The following is a 21,558-nucleotide window of genomic DNA, read 5'->3' as shown; positions in this document are numbered from 1 at the left end:
TAGGGGAGTAGGGGAGTAGGGGAGTAGGGGAGTAGGGGAGTAGGGGAGTAGGGGAGTAGGGGAGTAGGGGAGTAGGGGAGTAGGGGAGTAGGGGGGGTGGGAGAGGTAGTTAGATATTTTGTTCCTTCATTTTTCGGTAGTGGTGTATTGTAATAGTCGTGCATTTTTATTACCTTTGTTAGGAGGTACAGTGAGAGCATCTTGCTCCCATATCAGGTATTCCTTTGATTTTTCGGTAGTGGTGTATTGTAATAGTCGTGCATTTTCATTACCTTTGCTAGGAAAACAGTAGGAGCATCTTGCTTCCGCGTATCTATCTTCCTGATTTTTAGCATACCATTACTAGAACTATACACAACTACCAATTTTTCTACTATTTTCAAAATTGCATTGATTAAGGTACAGCTATTACAGACAAGATGCCTGTGTAACAAACGATAAAAAAATTATTTCCCAGAATTATGAATAATCAATATACTTTAGGATCAGAATTTTCACAGTCCGGAATAGGTTTACATAGTGGTATAAAATCTCATATTAAAGTTATGCCTGCTGCTCAAAATACAGGTAGATATTTTGTCAGGGTTGACTTGCCAGAAACTCCAATTATCAATGCTAGAATATCTTCTGTAATTTCTACTACCCTTTCCACAGAATTAGGTGTTCGAGATATTCACATCCGGACTGTAGAACATTTATTAGCTGCCCTAGCAGGAATGGGCATAAATAATGCTCGAATAGAAATTGATAGCCCAGAAGTTCCCTTATTAGATGGTTCTGCCAAAGTCTGGACAGAGGCGATCACTTCCGTAGGATTAGTAGAAGCAAAAGAAGAAGATCGGGAGATGGGGAGATGGGGAGATGGGGAGATGGGGGGACGCGGAGATGGGAAGTAAAAATACTTATGCTCCAGACCTAAGATTTCATAACCCACCTGTGATTTATCAACCAGTATGGGTATATGATGGGGATGCTTTTGTGGCAGCTTTACCTAGTCCAGAAACTCGCTTTACTTATGGTATAGATTTTGATTTGCCAGCTATTGGTAACCAATGGTATAGTTGGTATCCGAAAACAGAAAATTTTGCTGACTGTATTGCTCCAGCTCGGACATTCGGTTTAGCCCATCAAATTGACAAATTACGAGAAGCTGGTTTAATCAAAGGTGGTACTCTAGAAAATGCTCTAGTTTGTAGCGAAACTGGATGGTTAAATCCACCCTTAAGGTTTACAAATGAACCAGTACGTCATAAAATGTTAGACCTAATTGGAGACTTAAGTTTATTGGGAAATTTTCCTCAAGCTCATTATTTGGCATACAAAGCTAGCCATAAATTACATATCCAATTAGCTAAAAAAATTTCTGAAATTAGAGAGTAGGGAGTAATGGATAGTTAATAATTAATAATGATATTCAATTAGACATCTCCAAAAATAAAAAGTAAAATCAATTATTATCTATAAATTATCAATTCTTCTTCCCTGTTCCCTGTTCCCTGTTCCCTCCATACCTATTCCCTCTTTTCTGAAAAATTAATTTTAAGATTCCTCCTCTAATAAATGGTAGGATTAATATCGGCAATTAATAACTGTACAAATGTCAACCTTTGAAGAAACTACAACTAATTCCATAGCTACCACAGCCAAACCTCAGACTCAGGAAAATCAGGAGGCTACAACTACTGGGACAAATATTCTGACTGTGGAAGAAATTCACAAAATATTACCCCACCGATACCCCTTTGCTTTAGTAGACCGCATTATAGGATATGTACCGGGAGAAAAAGCTGTTGGGATTAAAAATGTGACTTTTAATGAACCCCATTTTCAAGGCCATTTTCCTGGAAGACCAATTATGCCAGGAGTCTTAATTATAGAAGCATTGGCGCAAGTTGGGGGTATAATATTCGCTCAAATGCCCGAGATTCAGTCAGGATTATTTGTATTTGCAGCTATGGATAAGGTAAAATTCCGTCGTCCAGTAGTACCAGGAGACCAGCTAGTATTAACTACAGAATTACTATCTATTAGAAAAGGTAGGTTTGCCAAAATGCGTGGTCTGGCAGAAGTAGATGGTCAAAAAGCTGCTGAAGGGGACTTGATGTTTTCACTTATGGATTAAAATATGCCTACTCTGATTCATCCCACAGCCATTATTGCTGAAAGTGCCGAACTACATCCCACTGTGCAGGTGGGGCCTTATGCTGTAATTGGAGAAAAGGTAAAGGTAGAGGCTGGAACTACTATTGGCGCTCATGTTGTAATTGAAGGGCCAACAGAAATAGGCTCTGGTAATCGAATTTTTCCTGGGGCAGCTATTGGTTTGGAACCCCAAGATTTAAAATATGCGGGCGCTCCCAGTATGGTGAAAATTGGTGATAATAACCAAATTAGGGAATTTGTTACGGTTAACCGTGCTACTTATGAAGAAGAGAGTACGGTTATTGGTAATGGTAATTTACTAATGGCTTATGTTCATGTAGCGCATAATTGTATTGTTGAAGATTCTGTGGTCATAGCTAATGCTGTATCTTTGGCAGGTCATGTTAAAATTGAGTCTAAAGCTGTAATTGGTGGAATTGTAGGTATTCATCAGTTTGTTCATATTGGTAAAATGGCAATGGTGGGTGGCATGGCTAGGGTTGTTCAAGATGTGCCACCTTTTATGTTGGTGGAGGGAAATCCTTGTTTGGTGCGATCGCTCAATTTAGTAGGATTAAAGCGTGCTGGTTTAACCAGTGAAGATTTAGCAATATTGAAAAAGGCTTTTCGGATTCTCTATCGTTCGGGTAAACTTTTTAGTGAAGCTTTAGAAGAATTAGAATTACTTTCAGATAATAAGTATATTCAAGAGTTACATCAGTTTTTAAGCTTATCTGTTCAGTCGAAACGTCGCGGACCAATGCCTGGAAAAATAATTAATAATTAATCATAATTACATCGCTTTGCAAATCTTTGAGGTAAACTTATCCTGGGTGGAATACCCGTACTATAGCAGATTTCATCATAGTGAGGTACACCTGCGCAAGCAAGATGCACGGTGATACCCATTACTTACTTTGGTTAAATATTTAGAGGTATTAGAAACAGATTACTTTTACAATTTCATCCCTTGATTTACCAACGCCCTAATCCGTATATCCGTGGCATAATCCGTGTGAGCTGATAACTGAAATAATGACTTCTATGAAAATTTTTATTAGTACAGGTGAAGTTTCTGGAGATTTACAAGGTGCTTTGTTAGTGGAAGCACTTCACCGTCAAGCTCAACTTCGGGGTTTAAATTTGGATATTGTTGCTTTGGGTGGCGAAAAAATGGCTGCTGCTGGTGCTACTTTATTGGGAAGTACAACTAAAATAGGTTCTGTGGGAATTATTGAATCTTTGTCTTTCATTTTCCCGACTCTGAAAGTTCAACAAAAAGCTAAAGAATATTTACGCAACGAATCTCCTGATATAGTTATTTTGATTGACTACATGGGTCCTAATCTAAATATTGGTAGTTATATTCATAAAAATTATCAGAATTTGCCAATTGTTTGGTACATTGCTCCTCAAGAATGGGTTTGGTCTCTGGGAAAAAGTAAAACATCTAAAATAGTTAATTTGACAAACAAACTTTTGGCTATTTTTCCAGAAGAGGCAAATTATTTTCGGGCAAAGGGAGCTAATGTTACTTGGGTAGGTCATCCTATTATTGATAGAGTTAAAAACGCTCCCACTAGAGAAGATGCTCGCCGTAGTTTGGGAATATCTGCTGATACTTTGGCGCTCGCTTTATTTCCTGCTTCTCGAAAACAAGAGGTTAAATATTTAATGCCTGTAATTTTTGAAGCTGCTAAAATTATTCAGGAAAGATTACCTCAAGTTCATTTTCTGATTCCTCTCTCTTTAGAAATTTATCGTTCACCCATTGTAGAAGCAATTAAAAAGTATCAACTACAGGCAACCATTTATCCATCTTCTCCACAAAGTAGTCAAGAAATACAAGAAAGGAATAATTTAGAAATTTTGGCTGGTGCTGATTTGGCGATCGCTAAATCTGGTACTGTAAATTTGGAAATAGCTTTATTAAATGTTCCTCAAGTTGTCATTTATAAAGTTAATCCCATAACTGTTTGGATAGCGAGAAATATTCTGAGATTTTCGATTCCATTTATGTCTCCACCGAATCTAGTGCAAATGAAATCTATTGTACCAGAATTATTCCAAGAAAATGCTACTGCGGAAAATATTATTTCTGAAGCTTTGGAACTTTTATTGAACTCTCAACGTCGTAATCAAACATTAGCTGATTATCAAGAAATGCGTCAATCTTTGGGAAAAGAAGGGGTATGCGATCGGGCAGCTCAAGCAATTTTAGATTTAGTTTTCACCTAAAAAAATATTTATTTACTATTGGTAAAGTCAGGCGATCGCTTTTAATAGCAACTTAGAAACCGGGTTGATTTTGACTTTGGTTAGAATATTGAGGTAAATTTTTCAGATTAATTTCTTTTCTCTACTTATTAAAGTTATGAAAAAGTACAGAAATATTATTTTTATAAGTTTGATTTTGACTGTAATTTTAGGTTTAGCAACTAAGTTCTATGAAGGAATGTTTGCTGAATGGTTGAATAATTCTTTTAGTTCGATTTTTTATGAAGCGTGCTGGATTTTATTAGTTATTTTGATTCGACCTCAACTTTCACCAGGTTTAGTATCTTTTTGGGTGTTTCTTGTTACTTCATTTCTAGAATTTCTGCAATTATGGAAACCACCTTTTTTACAAGCTATTAGAGCTACATTAATTGGGAGATTGTTGTTAGGAAATAGTTTTTCTTGGTGGGATTTTTGGTACTATGTATTAGGCTGTACATTAACTTGGATGATTTTACGTTATTTGAGAATTTATTTAGTAGAAAAAAATAACAAATTGTAGGAATTTTTCATTGATTTTTTTTATCTAAAACTGATAACTGAAAGGGCGGGTTTGTCTAAATTTTAGAGTCAGTATAAAAATTCTAGATAAAACCCGCCCCTACTGGATTGTTTCATTTTAAAATGATGTAACAGACGTAGGTTGGGTTGTTTGCGTTAGCATTGCGCAGCATGGGACGAAACCCAACAATAATCTTTTTAACCTACCTCTTTAACTTCTTAATAAGAAAGCGAAAAATCCCACTGGAAACATTTAGTTGGAATCTGCTGTAACTTGTGACTTTTGCATTAATTAATTCTTACTTTTGAATTTTATCAATAATAGCTGAAGTCAAACCATCTAAAGTATATTCTTTAGCTTCGACATCAACTCTACCTAATAAACTTTGACAACTTTCAGAAGTTTGAGGTCCGATAGAAGCAATACAAATATTTTCTAACCAATTTTCAGGCAACTTATCCTTATTTTTTTCAATTAAATTACAAAAATTTCTCACAGTTTTAGAACTAGCAAAAGTAATAACATCTATCTGCAAATTCTGTAAACCTAATAAAGCTTCCGGTGCGATATTTTCTGGGCAACTAGACTCATAAGCAGCTACTTCTATTACCTCTGCATTTTGACTATTTAATTCCTTTACTAATACTTCTCGACCACCAGTTTCTACCCTGGGAAATAAAACCTTTTTTCCATTCAAATTTTCTGGGAAATTTGCCACCAAAGAATCAGCCACAAAATTAGGTGGAATAAAATCTGGAGTTAAACCAAAAGTCTGCAAACTTTCTGCGGTCTTTTTACCAACTACTGCTATTTTTACTCCAGCTAAAGCGCGAGTATCTTTACCTTTTTCTGTTAATCTGGCAAAGAAATATTCTACTCCATTTGTTGAAGTCAAAATTAACCAATCAAAACTATTTATATTATTAATAGCCATGTCTAAATCGTGCCAACTTGAAGGTGAAGTAATAACTAAAGCTGGCATTTCAATTACTTTTGATCCTTGTTTTTTGAGAAGTTCGGTAAACTTACTAGACTGCCCTGCGGAACGAGTTACTAAAATAGTTTTATTTGCTAAAGGTGCTATTTCTGTTTTTGCTTCTGAGTTTTCTTTAATCATATTATTTGGATATTTTAAATAGTCTCTTAATCTAACTACTTCTCCTACAATTATCACACAAGGCGACAAATATTCAGCATAAGTTTTTTGAGCAATATCCCTCAAGGTACCAATCCAAATTTGTTGTTTAGGAGTGGCACAATTTTGAATAATAGCAACAGGAGTTTGGGGGGTTCTTTGATGTCTTAATAACTGATGTAAAATTTGACCTAAATTTTTTCCTCCCATTAAAATTACTAAAGTTTCAATTTTAGATATTGTTTCCCAATCTAATGCTTCGATATTATGAGCAGTTAAGACTAAAAAAATTCTACTCATTACCGGGTCTGTCAGCGGAATATTTGCCAATAAAGGTGCAGCTAAAACAGAAGAAATTCCTGGAACAATTTCAAAATCACAACCAGCTTCAATTAATGTTTGAATCTCTGAAGTAGCCCGACCAAAAATAAAAGGATCGCCTCCTTTTAATCTAATTACTTGTTTTCCTAAACGACATTTTTCTACTAATAAACTATTAATTTCTGACTGAGAAATACTGGGTTTACCGCCACGTTTACCCATCTCTATTTTCAAACAATTTTCTGGTGCTAATTCTAAAATAGAATTATCAACTAAAGCATCATAAATTAATACTTCTGCTTGAGTAATTAGGGAATATGCTTTGACCGTTAAATATTCTTTAGTTCCGGGTCCAGCTCCAATAATATATGCTTTCATTTTAGTTATTAATTATTAGTAAAAACGTAGGTTGGGTAGAACGAAGTGAAACCCAACATAGATATTATATTATAATACGATTTTAGGTTAGAATAATTCTAATACCAATTCAACTTAATGTTGCACTTAATAAAAAATAACAGCTATTAGTAAAATTCGGGTCTGCCTAAAAATTATTAAGCGCATTGTTACAGAGAAATAGTATAAACTCTGTTTGTGCTGCATTTCCGAACCAACAATTTAGTCAGAGATGGCTTTTTACTTGTACATAGCGCTATATTTTGTTGGGTTTCGTTCCTCAACCCAACCTACTGCTAAGATATACTTTTCTTGGTGATATAATTATAATTATTATTTATTCTTAAAAATGCCAGCCAAAGATATTTACCACGAATGCGTTAAAAAAGCACTAATTCAAAGATGGATGGGTAATTACTGACGATCCTTTAAGTCTTAAAATTGGTCAAAAAGACATCTTTATTGATTTAGGAGCGGAAAAAATCTTAGCTGCGGAAAAAGAAGGGCAGAAAATAGCAGTAGAAGTTAAAAGTTTTGTTGGCAAATCGGAAATAGAAGACTTGAAATAAACTTTGGGTCAATACTATTTATATTACAAAGTCATCAAATATATTCGTTCCGAAAGAGTCCTATATATAGCAATCAGAAAAGCAGTTTTTGAAAGATTATTCAGTTTATAAATCGGTCAAATGTTGCTAGAGGATAAGAGCTTAAAACTAATTATTTTTAATCCAGAAAAAGAGGAAATTACACAATGGATAAACTAGAAAATTATCAGATGATTATCTGTAAAGTTATGCAGCCTTATGTTGATATTAAATATGCCAATGTTCCGATTAAAAATCGTGCTGCTTTTGACAATAAAAATGGGCAATATGTGATTATTTCCGAAGGATGGATAGAGCAAAAACATTTTCATAGTTTTCTAATTCATGTGGAAATTATAAATAATCAAGTTTGGATTCAGTGCGATAATACGGAAGATGGGATTGCTGATGAATTAGTAAAAGAAGGTATTCCTAAAAAAGATATTGTCTTGGGTTTCCACGAACCAGAAGTAAGAAAATACACAGATTTTGGTATGAAATAAATTAGCTAATATTCATTTTTTGAATATCTGCCCTACTAATTTTTTTAGTGGAAACAAAGTTTTTCAATTTAGCAATATCAAGTCAAGTTTGTTTCATCAAAAGCTTTTTCTAATAAGCTGTTAAGCATTTAAACGACATATTTATTTTATACCTGTTTAACAACAAAACTCTTATTAATTTTTACTTTTTAATTGCTAATACGCATTTTAAATGCGTATTAGTCTATTTTATTGTATTGTATGCTAAATATATCCCATTTTATTTAATTAAAAAGATAGGAAAATAGTGAATTTAGCTATAGAAAAATTCAAAGGTAAACCGCCTTTATCAGAATATCCTTGGTGTTCAACCATTGAAAAATTATTAGATTGGGCTAGTAATAAAAATTCCCATACTCATGCTTTTTGTTTTGATGTGGTAATGTCTCTTGCTTATTATAGATGCGACATCAGGAATAGAAACATATATTGAAAGTTGCGACAATCTTCCAGCTCCCTATAATTTTCATATAGGATTTATAAACCTTTGTTCTCCTTGCTATGAAAAAGGAGAAATTTGGACTTACCAAAAAGCAGCTAAACCGCAATCTGGTGCTATTGGAAAATTAAGCAGTGAAGTTATCCTCAAATTTATAGAAAAATTATCAAATAATTTAGAAAAAGTAGTTTCGATTGGAGGTACAGAGTTAGCAGATGCTATTTTATATCATCAAGAAGGATTGCTAATTTTTGGAGAAGTTAAATCTGCTCCTTTAATAACTTATCCTATGCTTTTTTATCTGCAAAATATCGAAATAGAGAAACCTCATCAGAAAGTAATACTAACAAACATCTCAACTTAAAAATGCAAGTTCAGCTCTTTATATGCACAATCAATAAATTCTTCCTCTAGGAAAAGTATATGCCAAACTCTTGCCTTTTGAAAGCGCTGTAGAACTTATTATTACTCCTAAAAATCAACAAATAGTCTTTAGTTTTGTAGAAACTTGGTTAGAAGCAAAAACAGCTTATCAAAACAGGGATAAAAATAATAAAATGTATTACTTATCAAATGCCAGTGGTTCGCCACCTGCGATCGCTAAAACTATAGATAAATGGCCAATTCGAGAGTCAATTAGCGATAGTAAAACCAGTGTAGGTATGGATAGAACAGATGATATTAAAAAAGGTATATACCAAGTCTTAAAAATTGCTTCTAATTACAAAGAATATCGGGAAGTAAAGACTGCTCTAATCTCTAATTTACCAGCATATCGTCACGGCGAAGAATATATTTCTCCTTTCCTAAAAATTTTGTGGGGATATGAAGAAGATGTTGAAAATCTCTCAGGTTTTAATGTCCTGAAACAGGAAAAAATGAGAAGGATTTTTGATTATATAATAACAATAGAAGAGCCAATTTTAAGAGATTTTGAACTATGATAGAGGTAGTAAACCACGAAACTAGAGAATATACAGGAATTGTATTAGAAAGGATAAAAAATCTCCCCCCTGGAGGTAAAATGGGTAATCTACCCCCTCGACTTCAACACAAAAGTTTTGTTAGGAAAGGAGCTAAAAAAACAGGGGGTCCGAATATGCGTTTAATTAGACTAGAAATGGATAAACCTTCTCTAACAGTAACAGCGCATATTTTTAATAAATTTGTTCATCCTATAGAGGATAGATATATCACTCCCAGGGAAGCTGCTTGTTTACAAGATTTTCCTATAAATTATCAGTTTTGTGGTACTTTAGGGCAAGTACAAAAGCAAATTGGTAATGCGGTACCAGTGAGATTAGGGAAAGCTATTGCTGGAGAAATTAATCGTTATTTTCAAAGACAAAATAAGAGTAGAATATTGAAAATAGCTTCATATTTTACTGGAGCAGGAGGACTAGATTTAGGTTTCGAGCAAGCATCAAATGAAAGGATTAATTTTGAAACTGCTTTTTCTACTGATATAGAAGATTTTGTGGAAAAAACTATCAAAAAAAATCGCCCAAAATGGAATTTTTTCAAGGCAGATATTAGAGATTTAAAACCTGAAATAGTGCTAGAAAAAATAGGAAAAAAACCTGACATTATAATTGGGGGGCCGCCATGTCAGCCATTCAGTGTTGCTGGTAAACAAGCTGCAACTAATGATCCATTAGGTGTTTTATATCAAGATTATGTGGCTCATATTCAGGAATTACAACCTGAAATTGTGGTTATGGAAAATGTTTATGGTTTAGCTCAGGTTAAAGCTACTAATATGATAGAAGAAATTTATAAATCATTTAATAATATAGGATATGAAATTACTCATAAACAGTTACTAGCTACTGATTATGGAACGCCACAAAAAAGGAAGCGTTTATTCTTTATTGCAGCCAATAATTTAAGTAATTTTTGTTTTCCCAGACCTACTCATTGTGAGACTCCAAATATTTTTGGATTACCACTTTATAATGGAGCAGGTGCATCTTTTAAAGATTTACCACCTGCTTTAATAAGATAAGTTTTGATTGTAAAAAAAACTTTTGCTGAGTGGCTCTAATTTTTAGTAATTAATGAATCATATTTTTGTTGGCAAATCTGAAATAGAAGACCTGAAACAAACCTTGAGTAAACACTATTTAGGGTTTGCGGAAAAAGTCTTTTAGTAGAGGGGAGGAGCCAGAATCGGTGAATCCAGAATTTAGGAGGAATGGGAATCAGAGAAGAAGTAGCCAGAAGAATCTTCCCTTAATTTTTTACCCCTAGTTTGGCTCAAAATCGTAGATTTTTAAGCTGGAATCACCTAAAAGTTGGTACTTTCTTAGTATCTATAAATGCTGAAAGCAATGCCCGTAAAAACTTTGATAAATAATTCAGCAAGCCCTATTTATATTAGAAAGTTATCAAATATTTCCGTTCCGAAAGATTGCTATATATAGCAAAAAGATATTGTCTTGGGTTTCCACGAACCAGAGGTAAGAAAATACACAGGTTTTGGCATGAAAGAAATTAGTCAATATCTATTTTTTGAACATCCCAATAGAGTTTCCTTAGTTTAGCAATATCAAGTTAAGTTTGTTTCATCAAAAGCCTTTTCTAATTCTGGCGTTAATTGTAGATAATTACTCCATAATTTCAAATAGTCAAAATCTAATATTTGTTGTCTAGCTTTTAAGATTCCTAATACATCGCGCCATTGTTTTTGAGAATAATCATCTGCAATTTTGTACCATTTTAATTTCTGTAAAACAATATCTTCAGGAGTAGCAATATAAATAAATTGATTTGTGGAAAATAATTCCACTTGTTGACGGCGCGATATTGCGGAAAAATCAAAATTATTTGATTGTTGAATAGAATAAATATCAGCCTTAATGACGGATGCCAAGTGAATAATATTAAAAGTATTAGTACGACCACTCATAGCATCATCTATAGCAATGTCACTAACATAAAATTCTGTTGATAAAGCTGCTATTAATTGTGGTACTTTTTCTGGTTCTAAAATTACTGCCATATCAACATCTTCTGTTTGTCTCCGTTCTCCCCAGAAAGAACTAGCAAGACCACCACTTAGATAATAAGGAATGTACAAATCATCTAATATTTTCCCAATATTTATAGCTAAATCTATTTCCGAAATAATCATAAAATCTGTATCAATTAATTTATTTATTAAACAATATTCTTCTCCTAATATTAACTTGATATACTCTATTTTTAATTGCTTATTTGTTAAATTTTTACGTTCCTGTTTAAATAAATCCCACCAAATTTGTTGTGACTGAATAGATGCTCTATGATGTTGCATAATTCTGGTTTCTATAGGCATTTTGCTTATCAATTTAAACCAGATTTTTTCAGCTTCTATTGTTGTATCTGCTGCTTGAGTTTTGTACATTATTATCTATTAGGGAGTAGGGAGTAGGGAACAATTTAGACTATTTGTCACGGCCAAACTTTCTGATAGTCAGGGTTAAAACTTGATCATTTTAAGACAACAACAACCAAAAACTAGGTACTTTTTTCGATATAAAAAGGCTAAAACTTTATATTTATTAAAGCTTTTAGATTTATTCAGCAAGCCCTATTTAAAAATCATAAATGATTTGTGAGAAAAAACTGTAGGGGTTTGGAGACCAAACCCAAGTAGGGTTTAGCGAAAAAACAGAGTGTCAGAAACTTTGGGAAATCTGAGAAGGAAGGAACCCATCCCTAATATCAAATCTGCTTGCTTTGGAGAATAAGGTTGCCATTAGAAAAGAGCGAAAATTCCTAGTTTGTAGAGGGTTTGGAGACCAAACCCCTACGCTCTTCAATTCTGGGGAAGACAGACAAATTGATAGGAATAATTTTCTCTTAATTTTTATGTACTTGTCTACCCGAAAATTCTAATTTTCTGCTCACTCAAACCTAAAAACTTGCACTTTTTTTTGCCACAAACCCAAATAAGGCTAAAACTTTATAAGAGATAGCTTTTAAGGATAGGTAATTATCAATTATCCATTATCAATTATCCATTAATGAAGAATTATCCTGCATTGATAAAACCTTCAGTATCATCGACTTTCAATCTCTCAACATCAGGCAATTCTTTCTCCACCCGTCGCAACTCTGGAGTACGATAGGCAGTTAATACTGCTCCAATATTCAAGAAACCGATCAATACAAATAACAAAGCCATTCCTCTGCCATCTCCAACTCCAATAATTCTGCCGATACTACTTGCTAAAATACCATTTTCACTCATCAAAGGCTTAAACATAAACTGTACTAAAGGCGCCACACTCAGGTGAGTAATTACTAACAAACACTTTTCCATCATATTCTGCAAAGCAAATACTCGTCCTTGTAAATTTTGAGGTACTTTTTGTTGCCAAATAGTATGGTTCAAACTAACAATAATTGCCCGGGAACATAGATAACCAAAACCACCCATTCCAATGACAATAACAGCAGGTTTTAATGCTGCTAAACAGAAACATAATCCTTGAATAAATACAAAAAATAAAATTCCCTCTATCCTACGTTGAGAACATCCCCATAAACTAACCATGATACTGCCGAATAACATTCCTATACCACTAGCAGACATCACTATTCCTAATTCTTTTTCCGAAGCAAAACTTAATACCATTGGCAAAAATAAAACTTGCAATACTCCTGCACTTAAATAGACAACTCCAAAGAAAATTGTTAACTGGCGCAAACCAGTAGAAACCACCACATGATTCCACCCGGAAACAACTTCCTGCCATAAATATTTAATATTTACTTTTCGTCTTATATGTTTCTGTTGTCTGGTAGGAAATTTGACAGTTAATAAAGTGAAAAATGCTAGGAGATAGGTACTAAAGTCTACTAATAATATCCCATGAATATGAATTTTGGCTATTAATAATCCCGCTATACTTGGACCAATAATTCTAGCAGTTCCTATTGCACCTTGTACCATACCATTTGCTCGATTCAAGTGTTGTACTGGCACAAGTTGGGAAATTGCAGAAATATAAGCTGGTGATTGAAAGGCATTGCAAACCGAACTAATACCCACTGCTACATAAATATGCCAAACTTGTAGTTGCCCGGAGAAGACTAAAAACATTATTGCTAATGCTGTTACTCCACTCATTGAGTCACTGACAATCATTACCCAACGGCGACTCCAACGATCCACCATCGCACCAGCAAATGGAGAGATAAAGATACTAGGCAAATGAATGAATAAAGACAATAAAGCATAGTGGGTAATTGAACCTGTTGTTTGATATACCCATACTGCTAGAGCAAATTCACTTAGACTGGAACCTAATAGAGAAAATACTTGACCCAACCATATAAATACGAATGTTTGCATAACTTTGAGTTGTTAGATGAATCAAAACGGAGTTGAATGACATTTATTGATATAATCCCGACGTTGCCCTTACGGGAAAATGGGGGATTCTTCAGCCAGGGAAACCCTGACCGCTATTTTGACAGAGGTAATGTCCTACGGCCAAATTTTCTCGTAGTCAGGGTCAAAATTTTATCATTTTGACATAACAACAGCCAAAAACTAAGTACTTTTTTCAATATAAAAAGGCTAAAAGCTTTATTTGGGGTTTGCTAACAAAAGTCTGATGGTGGAGATAGGAAGTCGTAGGGAGGTTGGATGGAATGTCCTTACAGAGTTAAGAAAAATAGGAGTTACTAAACAATTAATAACTAATATAGGACTTACGCAGAAACTGGGTTTATCAACTAAATTTCGTGGTTTTAACCACAATATTAGGGCAAGAAACCCGGTTTCTTGGTTGCGCGTGTTTCTGTCCTGTTAATATAGGACTTACACACGCGCAACGTATTTCTGTCATTGCTCGCGAGGCGCGTTTGTGAAGCAGTCTGTTAGGATAGCAATCTCAAATGCCTAAAACTGGTCGATTATGCGTAAGTCCTGTAATAATCAAGGGTTTATAGTCAATAATTATTCATTCAACAATTCACGCCTGGAAGTCTCCCCCTTTAAGGGGATAAATAAAAATTTTCCTTTTAGCCAATCCCCTTCTTTTAAGAGGGAGTAATTATTAATTATTAATTTTTCATTGTTAATTGCTGAAAGAGGAGTTGGCCGGAAATAGAGTAAGAGTTATTCTTATATTCAGGACTTACGCCAAGGTACTATATATAGATGCGAAAAACGATTGCGCCATGGTTTTAAACACCATATCTAGGGTCGTTCCCTAAATCCCGATATCATAGTTAGCCAAAAATGCTCAATTTCTGATTTTTCGGGAACCGTACCTCAGTAACCTACAAGTTCAGACTTTTTGATACCTAAAAACTCTAAAATCTTTATCTATCAATGCTTCTATATTTATTCAGCCAGCCCTATTTCTCAACGCTTTTAACTTTAATTAGTAGCTAAATATATTAAAACTTACATTCCGCACGTCAAAATGTAGTACTAATCCAGAATCCAGGAGTCAGAATCCAGAGAAAATTTTGACTCCTAGTTTAATACTACAAATTGAAGTGTGGAATTTTTCTCAAAGGTAAATAATAGTCAAGTGTTGAAAACCTCACCTTTGTGTACGGGTATATATACTTAGACGAAAACGAAATATTTATTAAGATGATAATTAAGAAAGTTTACTGCTGAAACAAAAACAATACTTTGTAGCAGAGTAAAATTACATATAAGTAAAGTGTTACTTCTAACAGTTTTCTTTTCAGTAGCTGTTTAGAAGATTTGTATATGTGGTTTGGTCACGAAGCTACCTAGAGAAAAAATTTATTTCCATTCAGTCAATATAGTGGGATTAAATTAGCGGTAAAACTTAATTAACAGATGGATTAGTCGTGGTAGTTAAGTCACTCTATTCGCTTCTGGTGATTTTCAATACCTTCGGTAGAAGGGAAGAATGAGTAGTTAAATAATTAATAATTAATTGTTAATAATTACCTCTTCTTATAAACAAGAGAATTGGCTGTCAGGAAAAAGTTTTCCTAATACCGAAAAGGTTGGAAAACTTAAAGCTATCTCTACTGTAGCAATTAGAGTAGAAGTAAAAATTTCCAGGCGATCGCCCAAACTCCTGATTTCCTTCTTCAAACCCGACTTATTCATACTGAATCTAGTATTTATTAGCGATCGCTACTATAGGATTTCTCATTATTGGGAATGCTTGGCGAACAGAGATCGGCTAAAAATTTAAGGGTTTAAAACCCTCTACGTTTGTTGAGAATAAGTGTAGTGCGCTTTTTGCGCTCCGCAAAGTGTGCTACTTATTTAGTGTCAGCGATCGCTATTTTCGACAACTGCTAATACAAAATGTTGCGCAACATAAAAAGTGGCAGATTATAAAATTCGTTACAGAAACTGATGCAGTGTTACGCATTTATGGTGCAGACATTATCAAATATTCTGTGCTGTTAATTTACAGCAGATTTTACCAGGTGTGAGTTACATTCATGGGAGCAAAATGCACGGTTCCCGAAAAATCGCACTAAAATGCTTTTGCCATTTCCCTTCTACCTCATTTACTTGAAATCTGGTGAATTATTAATATCTGTAATTCTTATACTGGTAATTTGCTGTAACTGCGCGCCTTCTGATATCAATTCATATTAAGGATATCATATCAAATCTGCTTTCGAGAATCAGGTTCTACCATCAGAAAAGAGCTAAAATTCTTAGTTTGTTTGTAGAGAGTGCGGTTTCCGATAAATTGGAGACCAAACCTTTACAGAGAGAGAATTTTACCGATACTACCAGATTTGATATCACAGAGAGTTTCCAACTTTCATTGTGAAATAATTTCTTGAAATTACTCTAGTGTCAAAGTTTTGAGTCTATAAGTTCTCAAAACATGACTTTTTACTGCCGTGAAACAGTATAACTTCAGCTTTATTCCTCTGCTTGCACTTCTGAATGCAGAGTGCTGAAGGCTGCTTACAGACGCCTCTTTCCCAGATTAAAACTGTTATTTAGGATGAGAAAATATAAGGAGAAAAATACATGGATGAACTCAAAAGTTTAGTATTAGAAACTACCCTGTGGATAATGTTTCTTAAACCCTATATCGCTTTCTTAAGACATCCATTTTCCATCAACTTAATTGTTGATTTATCAAGGAAAATAAATTGGTATTTAAAGACCAATAATATGTTGGCATTTATAAATATTAAACAAAGACGTTATCAAACTGCAAAAATATAGTTAAATATTAATTATGCTATTCTTATTAAGGATGATAATTATCAGGTATCATCCTTATTATTTGCATTATAAAAATAGTAATCATCTGAATTTTATATTAAGGAGCATTTGTAGCAATCATTCTCTGTAAAGAGTATAATATTAACAGTTATCTACTGACAGGCCAATTAACCAGAAAGTCAGGTTTCAAGCCTGGCCTTTTAAGGGTATCAGGACTTAACAAATTATGGGTGTTTGATATTGCTATCCTTACGGACTCCTTTGCTATGCAAATGAAACGTAAACCTTGTCCCTGGCAACGACGAAATAGGTTATTTTGCGTAAGTCCTGGGTTAAGAACAGAAAACTCAGTATCTTAAGTCTTCTCATTGGACGAGGTACTGATAACTGATAACTGACTTATTGCTGGTTTCTTTGAGTTAATAAATATGATTACTTGTACAAACTGTGGAAATAAAAATCCTATTCCCTCCCGTTTTTGCTTTAGTTGTGGTACTTCTCTAGAAGCAATAAAATCTTCTCCAACAATATCTAGAGAATTAAAACCAGGAAATAAATTAAGAAATCGCTACATAGTTGTTCGGCAAATAGGTCAAGGTGGATTTGGGAAAACTTACTTAGCAGAAGATACAGGTAGATTTAATCAAGCAGTAGTTTTAAAACAATTAACTCCAGGAAATCAAGGTACAGAATTTATTCAAAAAGCTGAAGAACTTTTTCAACGGGAAGCGATGACATTGCATCAAATTAATCATCCTCAAATTCCTCGTTTTTGGGAATTTATTCGGGAAAATAAATGTTTATTTTTGGTGCAAGATTTTATTGAGGGGCAAACATTAGAATCTTTACTAAATCAACGTCGAAAACAAGGTAATTTCTTTAGTGAAGTTGAAATAATTGACTTAATGCGTCAAATTTTACCAGTTTTAAGTTATCTACATAATCAAGGAATTATTCATCGAGATATTGCTCCTGATAATATTATTTGTCGAGCGGATGATGGGTTGCCTGTTTTGATAGATTTAGGTGGAGTGAAACAAATTGCTGTTGAAGTTTCTCACAAAATGAAGAGTTCTAATAATGTTGTTTATGCTGCTACTAGATTAGGTAAATTTGGTTATGCTCCTGATGAACAAATGCGGTTAGGAATTGTGGGAAATCATAGTGATTTATATGCTTTAGCAGTGACTTGTTTAGTATTAATGACTGGTAAAGTTCCTGCGGAATTAATTAATGTTAGAACAATGGAGTGGCAATGGAATAAGGTGTTAAAATTAAGTCCGAAGTTTGAGGGAATTTTAAATAGAATGTTGGCTCCTATTCCTCGCGATCGCTTCCAGTCGGGAGAGGAAGTATTAGCAGAATTACAACCTCCTACTCCAGAAATTATTGCACCAACTGAAATTAGTAATATTGTGGCAAAAAATCAAGAAATACAGACAAACACATCGTTAGTTACTGTTGTAGAATCAGAAAATCTTATTCATACTTCTAATCAGGTGCCCGCAGAAATTATTGGTTGGAATTGGGGTGGATTTTTATTACCTGGTTTTTGGTGTATAACTAATCGTGTTTGGGTAGGATTATTTGCTTGGAGTGATTTTATTTTTCTCACTTCTGGTATGGGGTGGTTAGTAACAGCAATAATTTTAGGTGCTAAAGGAAATGAGTGGGCTTGGAAAAGTCGGGAATGGAAGAGTATTTCTGATTTTAAAAGACATCAGAGAATGTGGGCGATTATTTCTTTTTTATTGATTATAAGTATTGTAATTTTAGTGATTTTATTCTTCTTGGTTGTTGCTGTTAATGTTGTTAGATAAATAGGAAGTAGGGAGTAGGGAGTAGTTAGGGCTTGGTGATTAAAGATAAAAGTCTTTACAGATAAACTTTTGAGCATTTTTCGGTGGGTCAAAAGTATCAGCTTTTAAGCCTCTCAAGCTAAAAAGTCTAGGATTTTCTGCCATAATTAGCCGATTTTTCGGGAACCGTAAATCAAGGGATAATTCTTCTAACTACCTCTTGTGTGATTTTCCTGACTCCTGGATGGCAGGATGGCAGGATTCTCCTTACTATTAAAAGACTTTTACGGTTCCCGATAAATCAGCCAACCTTAGTTAAGAGTAAGAATTTAGATAATTTACAGAAGAAGTAGTTGAAAAAATAGTTTCTTAATTTTTTTGTTCTAGTTAATGTAAAATGTTAAGATACCTGAACCTAAACAGCCTAAAAATTTGCACTTTTTCTGACTCTAAAAAGACTAAAATTTTTATCTATGAATACTTTTAGATCTAATCAGCAAGCCCTAATTATTAATTGTTAATTGTTAATTGTTTCCATATCTAATAACTGCCAAATTTCCTGCATTAATTCTTCCAAACCAATACCCGCAACAGCAGAAACCAGAAAAACTTTTCCCTCAGAAATTTCCCTAAACCTATTCACCAGCTCCTGTACTTCAGCACTCTCCACATCAACTGCATCAACTTTATTTAAAGCCAAAACTTGTTGCTTTTCTTCTAAATATCGCCCATAAGCTTTCAACTCATTTTGAATAGTCTCAAAATTTTCCTCTGGGTTAATATCTGTAATATCAACCAAATGCAACAGTAACTTAGTCCGTTCAATATGCCTCAAAAATTCATGCCCCAAACCTAAACCAGCAGAAGCACCCTCTATTAACCCAGGAATATCTGCAAAAACAGTACCATCTCCCGTTGGTTTTCTGACAACTCCTAAATTTGGCACCAAAGTAGTAAAAGGATAATCAGCAATTTTCGGACGAGCAGCAGAAAGAGCAGCTATTAAAGTAGACTTTCCTGCATTCGGCAATCCAATAATTCCCACTTCAGCTAATAACTTTAACTCCAATCTCAACATTCGCACTTCACCCTCTAAACCAGGTAAAGCGTATTCCGGAGCGCGATTACTATTACTCAGAAAATGTTTATTTCCTAAACCACCCTTACCACCTTGAGCAACACAACAAGTTTGCCCCGCTTTAACTAAATCTCCCAATAATTCCTCAGTTTCCGCATCATAAATCATCGTACCAGGAGGCACTTCAATTAAGCGATCGCTTCCTGCTGCTCCAGTCATATTTTTCGGACCACCCCGTTTACCATTTTCTGCTTTAAAGACGCGCTGAAATTTAAAGTCCAACAATGTTTGCAGATTCGCAACGGCCATTAAAATCACTGAACCACCACGGCCACCATTACCACCTGCTGGTCCACCCGCAGGCACAAATTTTTCGCGACGAAAGGCCACCATGCCATCGCCACCTTTACCACCTTCGACTTGAATTTCTGCTTGATCTATGAATTGCATAATTTTTTTAGGGAACACTTAACTGGGAACACTTAACTGGGAACAGGGAATAGTAGGGAATAGGGAACAGAGAATAGTTAGGAAAAAAAAGTATTTTTTGAGGGAATAGAGAACAGAGAATAGGAAGTAGTTAAGGAAGAAAAAAAGTATTTTTTGAGGGAATAGGAAGGAAATTAGAAATTGTGGTCAGTTTTCAAGTTTCAAGTTTTTTAATCAAAGCAATAATCAATAATCATCTTAGCTTTCTTCTGTGAGAAGAGAAATAATTGTTTCTATTTCTTTTTTTTTTCACATAACCCTACTCGTTCAGACAAAATTAAGTGTGTTTCTAATTCATTAATTGAACCTTGAGCAATGTTTAAGAATCTCAAATATTCTCCAGTGTATCTTCGCCCATAACCTTCAGCTATATTAGCAGGAATAGATACAGCGCTTCTCCTTATTTGTTGCACCATACCATATAATTCATCTTTGGGAAAAAGTTTAGTCAAGAAATAGCATTTTTCGGCAATATCCATTCCGTTTTGCCAAATTTTTAAATCTTTAAAATCATTAATACCAGACATTTTTACTTACTTAACTCCTAATTTTTAACTATTTGTTCCCTATTCCCAGTTAAGAGTTAAGTGTTCCCTATTCCCAGTTAAGTGTTCCCTCCATACCTGTTCCCTCCATACCTATTCCCTATTCCCTATTCCCTAAAAACTAAAAACTAAAAACTAAAAATATTTAGAAACATCCTCTTGACATTCATCTGCCAAATATGATAAAGCGCGAAAACGCAGACCAACTAACTGATCGTAAACTGGGTTAAGCTTGCACATCGCTGGAATGTGGGCTACCTTCTTCCCAAAAACCACCACATCTCGTTCAAATGGACATTGAGCAGGAATCATCTTACAAACCATGTGAGCCACTTTGGGATCGTGAATATCCCACCCATCCAACCAATCTTTGATGGGAGCAAGAACGGTTTTATGGTGTTCGGGGTCATGGGGAATAGTAGAGCTATCTATATGTTCAGTTTCTTCTAGCCAACTTTCTAAAGTATCATTTTCTGCTTGTTCCTTAGCTTTCTCCAAATTTTTCCGCAATGCTTCTAATGCTTTAACCTTTAATCCCAAAGCATCACAATATTTATGAAGCACTTCATCCTCAGTCACAGAATAAATTCCATCTGCTAAAGCTACCATTACAGCAGTTCTCATAAAATTTTCTGCTAGAGTAGGATTTTCTCCAAATACTTTTGCTAAATCATCTGGACTAATAGGTTTGAGTTCGGAAATTTCAATTTTTGAAGCAAATTCTTCGTGACTAAAGTGGTCAAATAAATCTTTTTCTGCTGTATCAAGTTCTCCATCTGCATAAGCAATGGTCATTAGTCCTCTTAACCAGGCAGTGGTTTGTTCTTTATTTAGAGAAGATTTGACAATATTAGTCATAGCTTAACCTTTAATTAAATATAAGTATTGATAATCTGAACCTAAAATCAATCATCATTATACCTAAGAACCTTATATTAAATCTGCTGTAGTAATCCTATTTGATTTGTGTCAAAAACTTAGTTGCTTTTAGGGAACTAGAGAACAGGGAATAGGTAAGAGTTGTATTTTTTTTCTTTAATTTTTGATTACCCGCAACCTCCGCACGGATTGCTATAGCAAACGAGAAACCTGGTTTATTAAATACTTTATATATTAACATC

18 protein-coding genes and 2 pseudogenes are annotated in these 21,558 nt (G+C 34.3%); 13 read left to right on the top strand and 7 right to left on the bottom strand.

Going from position 1 to position 21,558, the window contains the following annotated elements:
* The first annotated feature begins 461 nt into the window (after positions 1-461).
* The 5 genes and pseudogenes from VKJ25_RS21170 (at position 462) to VKJ25_RS21150 (ending at position 4,921) form a co-directional block, all read left to right on the top strand.
* Positions 462-1,380 (top strand): annotated as a pseudogene (locus VKJ25_RS21170) (UDP-3-O-acyl-N-acetylglucosamine deacetylase).
* A 217-nt stretch (positions 1,381-1,597) separates the two neighbouring features.
* Positions 1,598-2,122, top strand: coding sequence for a 3-hydroxyacyl-ACP dehydratase FabZ (fabZ, locus tag VKJ25_RS21165; RefSeq protein WP_324238626.1), 525 nt, complete (start codon positions 1,598-1,600; stop codon positions 2,120-2,122).
* A gap of 3 nt (positions 2,123-2,125) precedes the next feature.
* A complete protein-coding gene (lpxA, locus tag VKJ25_RS21160) occupies positions 2,126-2,929 on the top strand; it encodes an acyl-ACP--UDP-N-acetylglucosamine O-acyltransferase (protein WP_324238625.1) in 804 nt (267 codons plus the stop codon).
* A gap of 257 nt (positions 2,930-3,186) precedes the next feature.
* Positions 3,187-4,380 (top strand): lipid-A-disaccharide synthase, encoded by a 1,194-nt coding sequence (lpxB, locus tag VKJ25_RS21155; protein WP_324238627.1) that lies wholly within the window; start codon positions 3,187-3,189, stop codon positions 4,378-4,380.
* Between the two features lie 175 nt (positions 4,381-4,555).
* Positions 4,556-4,921, top strand: a complete 366-nt coding sequence (locus VKJ25_RS21150) for a ribosomal maturation YjgA family protein (RefSeq protein ID WP_324238624.1) — start codon at positions 4,556-4,558, stop codon at positions 4,919-4,921.
* Between the two features lie 298 nt (positions 4,922-5,219).
* On the opposite strand, the gene cobA is transcribed toward VKJ25_RS21150, so the two are convergent.
* Entirely contained in the window at positions 5,220-6,755 is a 1,536-nt protein-coding gene (cobA, locus tag VKJ25_RS21145; protein WP_324238623.1) for a uroporphyrinogen-III C-methyltransferase, read from the bottom strand.
* 431 nt (positions 6,756-7,186) lie between these two features.
* On the opposite strand from cobA, the pseudogene VKJ25_RS21140 reads away from it, so the two are divergent.
* From VKJ25_RS21140 to VKJ25_RS21115, 6 genes and pseudogenes are all read left to right on the top strand, one after another.
* Positions 7,187-7,453, top strand: a pseudogene (locus tag VKJ25_RS21140) (element excision factor XisH family protein).
* Between the two features lie 74 nt (positions 7,454-7,527).
* The gene (locus tag VKJ25_RS21135) at positions 7,528-7,863 is read left to right on the top strand and encodes a XisI protein (protein WP_324238622.1); all 336 of its coding nucleotides are present in this window, start codon (positions 7,528-7,530) and stop codon (positions 7,861-7,863) included.
* A gap of 286 nt (positions 7,864-8,149) precedes the next feature.
* Positions 8,150-8,335: a hypothetical protein gene (locus VKJ25_RS21130; RefSeq protein WP_324238621.1), complete on the top strand. Its 186-nt coding sequence runs from the start codon at positions 8,150-8,152 to the stop codon at positions 8,333-8,335.
* Positions 8,292-8,705 (top strand): hypothetical protein, encoded by a 414-nt coding sequence (locus VKJ25_RS21125; RefSeq protein WP_324238620.1) that lies wholly within the window; start codon positions 8,292-8,294, stop codon positions 8,703-8,705. The genes VKJ25_RS21130 and VKJ25_RS21125 overlap by 44 nt, the downstream gene beginning before the upstream one ends.
* Before the next feature lie 70 nt (positions 8,706-8,775).
* Positions 8,776-9,285: a hypothetical protein gene (locus tag VKJ25_RS21120; protein ID WP_324238619.1), complete on the top strand. Its 510-nt coding sequence runs from the start codon at positions 8,776-8,778 to the stop codon at positions 9,283-9,285.
* Positions 9,282-10,346, top strand: a complete 1,065-nt coding sequence (locus VKJ25_RS21115) for a DNA cytosine methyltransferase (protein ID WP_324238618.1) — start codon at positions 9,282-9,284, stop codon at positions 10,344-10,346. Before VKJ25_RS21120 ends, VKJ25_RS21115 begins: the two co-directional genes overlap by 4 nt.
* A 543-nt stretch (positions 10,347-10,889) precedes the next feature.
* On the opposite strand, the gene VKJ25_RS21110 is transcribed toward VKJ25_RS21115, so the two are convergent.
* The 3 genes from VKJ25_RS21110 to VKJ25_RS21100 form a co-directional block, all read right to left on the bottom strand.
* On the bottom strand, positions 10,890-11,726 hold the full coding sequence (locus VKJ25_RS21110; RefSeq protein WP_324238617.1) for a hypothetical protein: 837 nt from the start codon (positions 11,724-11,726) through the stop codon (positions 10,890-10,892).
* Positions 11,727-12,356: 630 nt separating this feature from the next.
* Positions 12,357-13,682: an MFS transporter gene (locus tag VKJ25_RS21105; protein WP_324238616.1), complete on the bottom strand. Its 1,326-nt coding sequence runs from the start codon at positions 13,680-13,682 to the stop codon at positions 12,357-12,359.
* A gap of 1,593 nt (positions 13,683-15,275) precedes the next feature.
* On the bottom strand, positions 15,276-15,434 hold the full coding sequence (locus VKJ25_RS21100; RefSeq protein ID WP_324238615.1) for a hypothetical protein: 159 nt from the start codon (positions 15,432-15,434) through the stop codon (positions 15,276-15,278).
* Between the two features lie 891 nt (positions 15,435-16,325).
* Between VKJ25_RS21100 and VKJ25_RS21095 the strand changes: the two genes are divergently transcribed.
* Both VKJ25_RS21095 and VKJ25_RS21090 read left to right on the top strand, forming a co-directional pair.
* A complete protein-coding gene (locus VKJ25_RS21095) occupies positions 16,326-16,526 on the top strand; it encodes a hypothetical protein (protein ID WP_324238614.1) in 201 nt (66 codons plus the stop codon).
* Positions 16,527-16,954: 428 nt separating this feature from the next.
* A complete protein-coding gene (locus VKJ25_RS21090) occupies positions 16,955-18,346 on the top strand; it encodes a serine/threonine-protein kinase (RefSeq protein WP_324238613.1) in 1,392 nt (463 codons plus the stop codon).
* 496 nt (positions 18,347-18,842) lie between these two features.
* Here VKJ25_RS21090 and obgE read toward each other — a convergent pair whose 3' ends face one another.
* From obgE to VKJ25_RS21075, 3 genes are all read right to left on the bottom strand, one after another.
* Positions 18,843-19,853, bottom strand: a complete 1,011-nt coding sequence (gene obgE / locus VKJ25_RS21085; protein WP_324238612.1) for a GTPase ObgE — start codon at positions 19,851-19,853, stop codon at positions 18,843-18,845.
* 272 nt (positions 19,854-20,125) lie between these two features.
* Positions 20,126-20,419: a four helix bundle protein gene (locus VKJ25_RS21080; RefSeq protein WP_324238611.1), complete on the bottom strand. Its 294-nt coding sequence runs from the start codon at positions 20,417-20,419 to the stop codon at positions 20,126-20,128.
* Positions 20,420-20,572: 153 nt separating this feature from the next.
* Entirely contained in the window at positions 20,573-21,295 is a 723-nt protein-coding gene (locus tag VKJ25_RS21075) for a Mo-dependent nitrogenase C-terminal domain-containing protein (RefSeq protein ID WP_324238610.1), read from the bottom strand.
* Positions 21,296-21,558: the final 263 nt, after the last annotated feature.

Source organism: Okeania sp. (assembly GCF_035285525.1).
Taxonomy (GTDB): Bacteria; Cyanobacteriota; Cyanobacteriia; order Cyanobacteriales; family Microcoleaceae; genus Trichodesmium.
Note: the sequence above shows the minus strand (reverse complement) of the source record. Positions and strands in the feature narration are given on the sequence as shown.

What these genes read in the sequence shown, in the direction of transcription:
- fabZ (WP_324238626.1), top strand. Translation starts at nt 1,598, where the DNA reads ATGTCAACCTTTGAAGAAACTACAACTAATTCCATAGCTACCACAGCC.
- lpxA (WP_324238625.1), top strand. Translation starts at nt 2,126, where the DNA reads ATGCCTACTCTGATTCATCCCACAGCCATTATTGCTGAAAGTGCCGAA.
- lpxB (WP_324238627.1), top strand. Translation starts at nt 3,187, where the DNA reads ATGAAAATTTTTATTAGTACAGGTGAAGTTTCTGGAGATTTACAAGGT.
- cobA (WP_324238623.1), bottom strand. Translation starts at nt 6,755, where the DNA reads ATGAAAGCATATATTATTGGAGCTGGACCCGGAACTAAAGAATATTTA.
- VKJ25_RS21135 (WP_324238622.1), top strand. Translation starts at nt 7,528, where the DNA reads ATGGATAAACTAGAAAATTATCAGATGATTATCTGTAAAGTTATGCAG.
- VKJ25_RS21115 (WP_324238618.1), top strand. Translation starts at nt 9,282, where the DNA reads ATGATAGAGGTAGTAAACCACGAAACTAGAGAATATACAGGAATTGTA.
- VKJ25_RS21110 (WP_324238617.1), bottom strand. Translation starts at nt 11,726, where the DNA reads ATGTACAAAACTCAAGCAGCAGATACAACAATAGAAGCTGAAAAAATC.
- VKJ25_RS21105 (WP_324238616.1), bottom strand. Translation starts at nt 13,682, where the DNA reads ATGCAAACATTCGTATTTATATGGTTGGGTCAAGTATTTTCTCTATTA.
- VKJ25_RS21100 (WP_324238615.1), bottom strand. Translation starts at nt 15,434, where the DNA reads ATGAATAAGTCGGGTTTGAAGAAGGAAATCAGGAGTTTGGGCGATCGC.
- VKJ25_RS21095 (WP_324238614.1), top strand. Translation starts at nt 16,326, where the DNA reads ATGGATGAACTCAAAAGTTTAGTATTAGAAACTACCCTGTGGATAATG.
- VKJ25_RS21090 (WP_324238613.1), top strand. Translation starts at nt 16,955, where the DNA reads ATGATTACTTGTACAAACTGTGGAAATAAAAATCCTATTCCCTCCCGT.
- obgE (WP_324238612.1), bottom strand. Translation starts at nt 19,853, where the DNA reads ATGCAATTCATAGATCAAGCAGAAATTCAAGTCGAAGGTGGTAAAGGT.
- VKJ25_RS21080 (WP_324238611.1), bottom strand. Translation starts at nt 20,419, where the DNA reads ATGTCTGGTATTAATGATTTTAAAGATTTAAAAATTTGGCAAAACGGA.
- VKJ25_RS21075 (WP_324238610.1), bottom strand. Translation starts at nt 21,295, where the DNA reads ATGACTAATATTGTCAAATCTTCTCTAAATAAAGAACAAACCACTGCC.